We start from the raw sequence: 8506 nt of genomic DNA, 5'->3' as shown, positions 1-8506 counted from the left end.
TTCAGATAGTTGCGCTTTAAGGTCAGGTCATTGTTAATGTTTCGCATAACTTTAGCTTTATTTGTTAAAGCTAATTCTGTTATCGAATTACTTGACCTTTACAGCAATGACGCGCGGAGAGGAACTGGCCGCCCACCCTGCGTTAGGGATAAAAGCGGATACCGGCCCTGCGCTTAAGGCCTGCGCAGTATGAGCGGATAGCCCGGGCCGCAGGCAACGCCATTGTCAGATTCAAGATGTTAGACATAAGATTCAAGATCATAGAAAAACTCATCCCCACCAACGCACAAACCAGGAATCGCCACCCACCAGTGAACGAATGAACCAATCGCCCTGTCCGTCCGTTTTACATCCCCGACACTTTGCGACAAATCCGGACAAAAAAACAAGAACTAATGAGCCCGTGAACTAATGAACATTAACCAATTTATCCACAATGTAAAAAAATAACATAAACACTCTTGCAAATTAAAATTTATCAGCCTATATTTGCATCCTCTAAAAATAAAGAAAAGAATAACAAGCTTAAGATGGCAAATCATAAATCATCCATAAAAAGAATCAGGTCAAACGCTGCGAAGCGTCTGCGTAACAGGTATCAGGCAAAAACCACCAGAAACGCTATTAAGAAATTAAGAGGTACCACCACTAAAGCTGATGCTACTCCTTTATTGTCTAAAGTGATCTCTATGTTAGATCGTTTGGCTAAAAAGAACGTTATTCACAAAAACAAAGCTTCGAACAACAAATCAAAGCTTACCAAATTTGTTAATACCTTAAGCTAATAGCTTATCCATAATATTAAAAAAGGGATAGTGCATTGTGCATTATCCCTTTTTTGTTGTTTTATATTTTCTATTTTAGCTTATGAGCTTGCGATTAATTCAAATAGAACGACCAACTTTTATAAAAAAGAAACCTAAAGCAGGCGACCGTAAGTGGCTACGCAACCAGCGCGACAGGTACATTAGGAGAACGCTAGTAACAGAAGAACCTTTTACTAAATACAAAGGATGGGAATATTAATATTTCCTTTATTTTAGGGCCTTATAAACCCGCAACTCCGTGGAAGATTACCCCAATAAAATAAGTATTAAAAGCTGGGCCGAGGAAGACCGTCCCCGCGAAAAACTGAGCGGGCAGGGCCGCCGTGCTTTAACCGACGCCGAGCTGATTGCTATTTTGATAGGTAGCGGCAGCAGGGACGAAAGTGCTGTGGAACTGAGCAAACGCATCCTTCATCATTATGAGAATGACCTGAACAAGCTGGGTAAAGCCGGTATAAGCGAATTGAGTAAGTTTAAAGGCATTGGCGAGGCTAAGGCAATATCTATCATAGCCGCCCTTGAGATAGGCCGCCGTAGGGGCGATACCGAGATAAAAGTGCTGGATGAGGTGAAGAGCAGCCGCGATGGTTACAACATTATGCGCCGCCACTTGATGGATTTGAACCACGAGGAGTTTTGGATAATGCTGATTGGCCGCTCGAGCAAAGTACTGGCTAAAGAGCTGGTAAGCAAAGGTGGCCTGAGCGGTACCGTTGCCGACCCGAAGATCATCTTTCACATGGCTTTGCAGCACCAGGCAAGCGCGCTCATTATGGTGCATAACCACCCATCGGGCAACTTAAAGCCAAGCCGCGAAGACCTGGTGCTTACCAAAAAAATAGCCGATGCCGGCCGGATGCTGGATATTAATGTGCTTGACCATCTGATTATTACCGATAACGGATATTTTAGCTTTGGGGATGAGGGGCTGTTGTGATTTTAGATTTACGAATTACGATTTTAGATTTGTTTTTGTGAAACATGTATATTTAAACCATTGAAAACAACGCCGCTTTAATAGCGTTCTATCTACACAAAACTAAAAACTACAACCATGATAACCCCACCAGAAAACCAGGACGACCAACTACAGCAAGACGACCAGTTGGAACAAACCGAGAACGAAGACCAAATGAGCCAGCAGGATGTGCACGGCAACGGCTTCGACGAAACCAACGAAGATATTGGCGAAACCGACGAAACCAGCCAGGCACAACGCGCATACGATGCTGCCGAACCATCATATACCCTTAACCTGGATGATGATGACAATACTAGCGATGATGAATAAGTAAACGATGTTTTGTCTGTCCGTCCGTCCGGAAGTGTGAGCACTTGCGGACGGACGGACAGCATAACGTTCTGTTTAGTAAAGCCCAATACCCTACGGTTATCAATCCATTGCCCATAAATAAAGGTTAACCTCCCCAATGTTAACGCAATTGGTATATCAACCTTAATACACGCTGATACCTTTATTGGTGATAAAAAAAATATAAACCACGGGTTTATAAAATACCCCTCCCTTACTAATATTTATATAGGCATATAAAATCAGACGGCTGTATAGTGTAGTTCCTGGAAGTTTGCTTTGATGCATACAAATATACGCATAAATATTTGATTTGCAAATAGTTGATAGAAATTGTATTGATAAGTAGTACTGATGAAAGGGTGTCCGTCCGTCCGGGGGAGCCGACATTGGCGGACAGAAGCGGACACCCACTAAAGTGTCCGCAACTGTCCGCAGGCAACGGCATCTGCGGACGGACGGACGCTTTTCGCTTCGCGAAAGAATTTTACCTCAAAACCTTTTACCTTTCAGCTTTCTCCTTTCTGCCTAAATCGTATCTTTGCCGATTATCATTCTCCTATAATGAAGATATCGTACAACTGGCTTAAAGAATTTATTGATACTGATAAAACCCCTGCGGAATTATCTACCATACTTACAGGTACCGGCTTAGAGGTAGAGAGCCTTGAGAAGGTGCAGGCCATCCCCGGCGGTTTGGAAGGCCTGGTGATAGGTTACGTTAAAGAATGCGTTGACCACGCCAACTCCGACCACCTGCATGTTACCAAAGTAGATGTAGGCACCGGCGAAGATTTGCAAATTGTTTGCGGCGCTAATAACGTTGCGGCGGGGCAAAAGGTGGTGGTGGCAACCGTGGGTACAACCATCTATCCAACCGTTGGCGAGCCATTCAGCATCAAAAAATCAAAAATAAGGGGCGAGATATCCGAAGGGATGATCTGCGCCGAAGACGAAATAGGCCTTGGGCATGACCATGCCGGTATTATGGTGCTTGATGCCGATACCCGCGTGGGTACATTAGCCAAAGACCACTTTAAGCTGAACGACGATTACATGTACGAAATTGGCCTTACACCAAACCGTGCCGATGCGGCTTCGCACCTGGGTACGGCAAGGGATATTGCCGCTTTCCTGAAACTGGGCATCAAAAAGCCCGATGTAAGCGCCTTTAAGGTATATAGCAACACCAGCCCCATACAGGTTGTTGTGGAGAATGAAGCCGCCGCGCCAAGGTATAGTGGCTTAACCATTTCGGGCATAAAGGTTGGCGAATCGCCTGCCTGGTTAAAAGAGCGTTTGGCCGTTATTGGCGTGCGCAGCATTAACAACGTGGTTGATGTAACCAACTATGTACTGCACGAACTTGGGCAGCCCCTGCACGCCTTTGATGCCGCTGCCATAGCAGGCAACAAGGTTATCGTAAAAAACGTAGCCGAAGGCACTGTATTTAAAACGCTTGATGATGTGGATAGGAAACTATCTGCCGATGACCTGATGATATGCAATGCCGACGAGGCTATGTGTATTGCCGGTGTATTTGGCGGTGCAAAAAGCGGCGTGAGCGAAAGCACTACCGGGATCTTCCTGGAGAGCGCTTACTTCAATTCGGTAGCAGTACGTAAAACATCAAAAAGGTTTGGGTTAAAAACTGATGCATCATTCCGCTTTGAGCGTGGTACTGACCCGGATATGACCGTGTTTGCCCTTAAACGCGCGGCCTTGCTCATTCAGCAGGTAGCAGGTGGTGAGGTAACATCAGAGATATTTGACCATTACCCTGCGCCCGTAGCACCGTTTGCTGTCGAGATCACTTATAACACTATCGACAGGCTGATAGGCAAAGCCATCGGTAACGATACCATCAAAAGTATCATTACTGCTCTGGATATTAAAATAGAGAACGAAACCGCCGAAGGCTTATCTCTTAAAGTGCCCCCATACCGTGTGGATGTAACCCGCGATGTGGATGTGGTAGAAGAGATACTGCGCATTTACGGCTACAATAATATCGAGATCCCTACACAGATCAGGGCATCGCTGAACAACTCGGTACGTCCCGAGAAAGATACCGTGCAAAACGTAATTGCCGACCTGCTGAGCGCGAACGGCTTTAACGAGATGTTGGCCAACTCGCTTACCAAACTGGCTTACTCGGATAATCCCGATGCGGCCGTTAAAATAGTAAACCCCCTAAGCAGCGACCTGGATGCCATGCGCCAAACCCTGCTGTACTCGGGTTTAGAGGCCATTGCCTACAACCAGAACCGCCGCAGCGCCGATTTGAAGTTCTACGAGTTTGGTAAGGTATACAGCACCAAAGAGGGTAAGTATATCGAAACGCAGCGTTTTAGTGTGTTTATTACCGGTGCTAACACCACCGAGCAGTGGAACCAAAAACAAAAGCCGGTGACCTTCTATAACCTTAAAGCGATTGTTGATGGCATATTGCAGCGCCTTAAAATAACCGATGTGGTTACCGAAGATGCTACCTGCAGCAAACTGGCCTTTGGCTTACAGTACACCCTTAACGGCAAGCAACTGGTTAAATTTGGGCAGGTAAATACAACGGCATTAAAAAAGGTTGATGTAGATAAAGATGTTTTCTACGCCGATTTTAACTTTGATTTGGTGCTGAACGCTGTGCGCAAAAATGTAATTATTTACCAGGAGGTGTCAAAGTTCCCGGCTGTGCGCAGGGATCTGAGCATGCTGGTAGATACGGCCGTAACTTTCGGACAGTTGAAGCAGATAGCCGGACGGACGGACAAAAAGCTGCTGAAGGAAGTGAACGTATTTGATGTTTACCAGGGCGATAAGCTGCCTGCGGGTAAAAAATCGTACGCGCTGAGCTTTGTATTGCAGGACACCGAAAAAACTTTAACCGATAAAGCGGTTGATGCCGTGATGCAGAAATTAATTTATAATTTAGGCAAAGAAGCAGGAGCGGAGATAAGGAAATAAGCTAAAGTTTAAATTCTAAAACCTAAGTTCTAAATCCTAAATTAGCTGCCCTTTAGAATTTAGAGATTAGAATTTAGAATTTCTTCCCTTTAGAATTTAGGAATTAGAATTTAGAGTTTAACCAAACAAATGGCCTCAGTAGCAGAACAATTAAATAAAGTTGTAGAAAAAACCGAAAGGTTAATTGAGCTTTGTGCTGCGTTGCAGGAAGAGAATGATCTGCTGAAACTGGAAAGTGAAGCATTAAACGTGGCCTTAAAAGCCAGTACAAACAAAACAAAAGACCTCGAAGAAAAGCTTCGTGTGTTAAAGCTGGCAAAGTCGTTTTCAGAAACAAATGAAAAAAGTGTTGACATTAAGCAAAAAATTAACGACTTTGTGCAGGAAATAGATAAGTGTATTGTATTGCTTAAAAAGTAGTACAGAAAGTGAAAAGCTCAAATGGGAGAAATCTCAATAAAAATAAATATTGCTGACAGAGTTTACCCCTTAAAGGTAAACATGGAAGAAGAGGAAATAATAAGAAGGGCAGCCAAGCTGATCAATGACCGTATAAAGGAATACCAGGAAAACTACGCGGTTAGGGATAAACAGGATTTGCTTTCGATGTGTGTGCTGCATTATGCAACATCGTCATTAAAGGCGGATAAGAAAGTTACTACGGATGATACCGAAGTAGCCGAAAAGGTTTATCAACTGGATCATTTGCTGACTGATTTTTTTTCGAAACAATAACGTTCTTTAAAATGAGCTCAAAGCGCAAAGCTAAAAGCACAAAGCAAAAAAAGCCCTTAAAAGCTTTCAGCTTTGGTCTTTCTGCCTTAAGCTATTAAGATTTAACCGCAGTTAAATTTTAAGTTTCACTATTAAAAACTTAACGCTTCAATATCTTCGGATTACAAAGAGGCATGCGTTGATCGTGTTTAACGGGAACCCGTGATCCACTCCATCCGACAAGAAGTTTTAACAATACATGAACACTTAGAAGTTTAGTTGCGGTTTTTTTATTTTATATAACCTAAATAACCAATGAATAGTATATTATATGTAATTATCGGGCTCCTTGCAGGGGTCCCGACAGGAATAGTCATAGGGCGTTTCCTGCTGCGCAAGCTCTTTAAAGACCAGGAGATAGGCGCACAGAACAAAGTGAAAAAGATACTGAAGGATGCTGAAAATAATGCTGAGATCTTAAAAAAGAACCGTCTTTTGGAAGCTAAAGAGAAGTTCTTACAAATGAAGGCCGAGCATGAGCAGGAAGTAAACTCAAAAAACAACGTATTAAATCAGCGCGAGAACGGCATCAAACAAAAAGAGCAATCTTTTAACCAGAAGCTGGAAAACATGAACCGTAAGGAAACGGAGCTTGATAACGTACGTAAAAAACTGGAAACCCAAACCGATATCCTGATTAAAAAACAAGAAGAAGTTGAACTGCTGAAAAATCAGCATGTAGCCCAGTTAGAAACCATTGCAGGCTTATCTGCAGAGGATGCCAAGAACCAACTGGTAGATAACCTGCGCGAAGAAGCACGCAGCAAGGCTATGGCGCAAATAAAAGATATTGTTGACGAAGCCAAGCTAACCGCTACCAAAGAGGCCAAGAAAATAGTTATCCAAACCATACAGCGTACCGCTACCGAAAGCGCTATCGAAAACACGGTATCTATCTTCAACATCGAGAATGATGAGATAAAAGGCCGTATCATCGGTCGCGAAGGCCGTAACATCCGTGCGCTGGAAGCAGCAACCGGTATAGAAATTATTGTTGATGATACCCCGGAAGCTATTATCCTTTCAGGTTTCGACCCTGTTCGCCGTGAGATTGCCCGTTTGGCTATGCATCGTTTGGTGACCGACGGACGTATACACCCTGCGCGTATTGAGGAGGTTGTTGCCAAAACCAAAAAGCAGATAGAAGAAGAAATTGTTGAGATAGGCGAGCGTACCGTTATTGACCTTGGTATCACCGGCCTTCACCCCGAACTGATCAGGATGGTAGGGCGTATGCGTTACCGCTCATCATACGGGCAAAACCTGTTGCAACACTCGCGCGAGGTAGCAAACTTCTGTGCCACCATGGCAGCAGAGCTGGGCTTAAATGTGAAACTGGCTAAACGCGCAGGTTTACTGCACGATATTGGTAAAGTGCCTGATGATAACCCTGAACTGCCACACGCAATTTTGGGTATGCAGCTTGCCGAAAAATATAAAGAACACCCCGAGGTGTGCAACGCCATTGGCGCCCACCACGATGAGGTAGAAATGACATCGATGCTATCGCCTATTATACAGGTTTGTGACGCTATATCAGGCGCAAGGCCGGGCGCACGCCGCGAGGTGGTAGAAAGTTACATCAAGCGCTTAAAAGAGCTTGAGGAGCTTGCTTTATCGTACCCGGGTGTCGAAAAAACATTCGCTATACAGGCAGGGCGCGAATTGCGCGTTGTTGTAGAGAGCGAGAAGATCTCGGATGCGCAATCAGAAGTACTGGCGGCAGATATATCAAACCGTATACAAACAGAAATGACCTATCCGGGTCAGATAAAAGTTACCGTTATCAGGGAAACCCGTTCGGTAGCGTTTGCAAAATAATTTATAGCTTTGCACAAGCCCTCTCTTTAAACGGAGGGGGCTTTTTTGTTTTATAGCAGATCCACAATGGGAAAACAACATCCGCAACCTAAAGCCCAAACCGTTAAACCGGGCGATAAACGTAAGATCGAAGTTTATTTCGACCGTTTAGATGCCAGTCACCAAAACCCAACCAACCAGTTGCTGCATTACTTTTTTGTACCGCTGATGGTGCTGGGCATATTGGGTATGGCCTGGGCTATCCCGTTCCCGCATATTGCCTTTATAGGCAAGTATAATGGTTACTTTAACTGGGCATCGTTCATTATTGCCTTTGCTATTTACTACTACCTAAAAATGTCGCCGTTGTTATCCTACTTCGCGCTGTTCCTGTTCTTCGGCCTTAGCTACGGCATTATGCAGCTGGAACTTTATGAAAAAGCCGGAGGTGCGGAACTCGGCGTTATCAGCGTAGCTATACTCTTAGTATCCCTTGCAGGCCAGTACATAGGCGGCAAAATAGAGGGTAAGGAAACATCATTTAACGATGATACCAAGCTGGTAGCTATTACACCGTTGTGGGTAATGTACAAGCTTACGCAAAGGTTTGGGTTAAGGTATTAGGAGTATTTTTCTCCACGCGTCATTGCGAGCGTAGCGTGGCAATCCTTGATAGAAAGGTCGGCGACAAGCATGTCGAAGATTGCTCGTACCTCGCAATTGTAAGGGTTTAGTAATTCGGTAACAGAATTAGGTATTTTTATTTGTTGTAAGGGAGACCATATCGATAGGTTTTTTACCGTTGATTCCCTGATGTGGCCTTTCCCAA

Annotated in this window: 9 protein-coding genes; 8 read left to right on the top strand and 1 reads right to left on the bottom strand. The window is 44.2% G+C overall.

The features are described 5' to 3' along the window. The first annotated feature begins 530 nt into the window (after positions 1–530). From rpsT to IDJ75_RS21010, 8 genes are all read left to right on the top strand, one after another. Positions 531–785, top strand: coding sequence for a 30S ribosomal protein S20 (rpsT, locus tag IDJ75_RS21045; protein ID WP_129876650.1), 255 nt, complete (start codon positions 531–533; stop codon positions 783–785). A gap of 280 nt (positions 786–1065) precedes the next feature. Continuing rightward, positions 1066–1764 carry a RadC family protein gene (radC, locus tag IDJ75_RS21040; protein WP_191177636.1) on the top strand — a complete coding sequence of 233 codons (699 nt, stop codon included), beginning with the start codon at positions 1066–1068 and terminating at the stop codon, positions 1762–1764. Positions 1765–1881: 117 nt separating this feature from the next. Further along, positions 1882–2118: a hypothetical protein gene (locus IDJ75_RS21035; protein ID WP_191177635.1), complete on the top strand. Its 237-nt coding sequence runs from the start codon at positions 1882–1884 to the stop codon at positions 2116–2118. A 585-nt stretch (positions 2119–2703) separates the two neighbouring features. Then, the gene (gene pheT, locus IDJ75_RS21030) at positions 2704–5103 is read left to right on the top strand and encodes a phenylalanine--tRNA ligase subunit beta (protein ID WP_191177634.1); all 2400 of its coding nucleotides are present in this window, start codon (positions 2704–2706) and stop codon (positions 5101–5103) included. Between the two features lie 129 nt (positions 5104–5232). After that, positions 5233–5523 carry a hypothetical protein gene (locus IDJ75_RS21025; protein ID WP_067052893.1) on the top strand — a complete coding sequence of 97 codons (291 nt, stop codon included), beginning with the start codon at positions 5233–5235 and terminating at the stop codon, positions 5521–5523. A gap of 21 nt (positions 5524–5544) precedes the next feature. Then, positions 5545–5838 carry a cell division protein ZapA gene (locus tag IDJ75_RS21020; protein WP_067052895.1) on the top strand — a complete coding sequence of 98 codons (294 nt, stop codon included), beginning with the start codon at positions 5545–5547 and terminating at the stop codon, positions 5836–5838. Positions 5839–6132: 294 nt separating this feature from the next. Continuing rightward, positions 6133–7698 (top strand): ribonuclease Y, encoded by a 1566-nt coding sequence (gene rny / locus IDJ75_RS21015; protein WP_191177633.1) that lies wholly within the window; start codon positions 6133–6135, stop codon positions 7696–7698. A gap of 66 nt (positions 7699–7764) precedes the next feature. After that, the gene (locus IDJ75_RS21010) at positions 7765–8301 is read left to right on the top strand and encodes an Mpo1 family 2-hydroxy fatty acid dioxygenase (protein ID WP_191177632.1); all 537 of its coding nucleotides are present in this window, start codon (positions 7765–7767) and stop codon (positions 8299–8301) included. Here the strand turns inward: IDJ75_RS21010 and IDJ75_RS21255 are convergent. Next, positions 8298–8506, bottom strand: a 209-nt coding sequence (locus IDJ75_RS21255) for a hypothetical protein (RefSeq protein ID WP_224746709.1), incomplete at its 5' end; no start/stop codon positions are given. The genes IDJ75_RS21010 and IDJ75_RS21255 overlap by 4 nt on opposite strands.

Origin of the sequence: Mucilaginibacter rigui (assembly GCF_014773275.1) — a bacterium.
Taxonomy (GTDB): Bacteria; Bacteroidota; Bacteroidia; order Sphingobacteriales; family Sphingobacteriaceae; genus Mucilaginibacter; species Mucilaginibacter rigui_A.
This window is presented reverse-complemented; position numbering and strand designations above follow the sequence as displayed.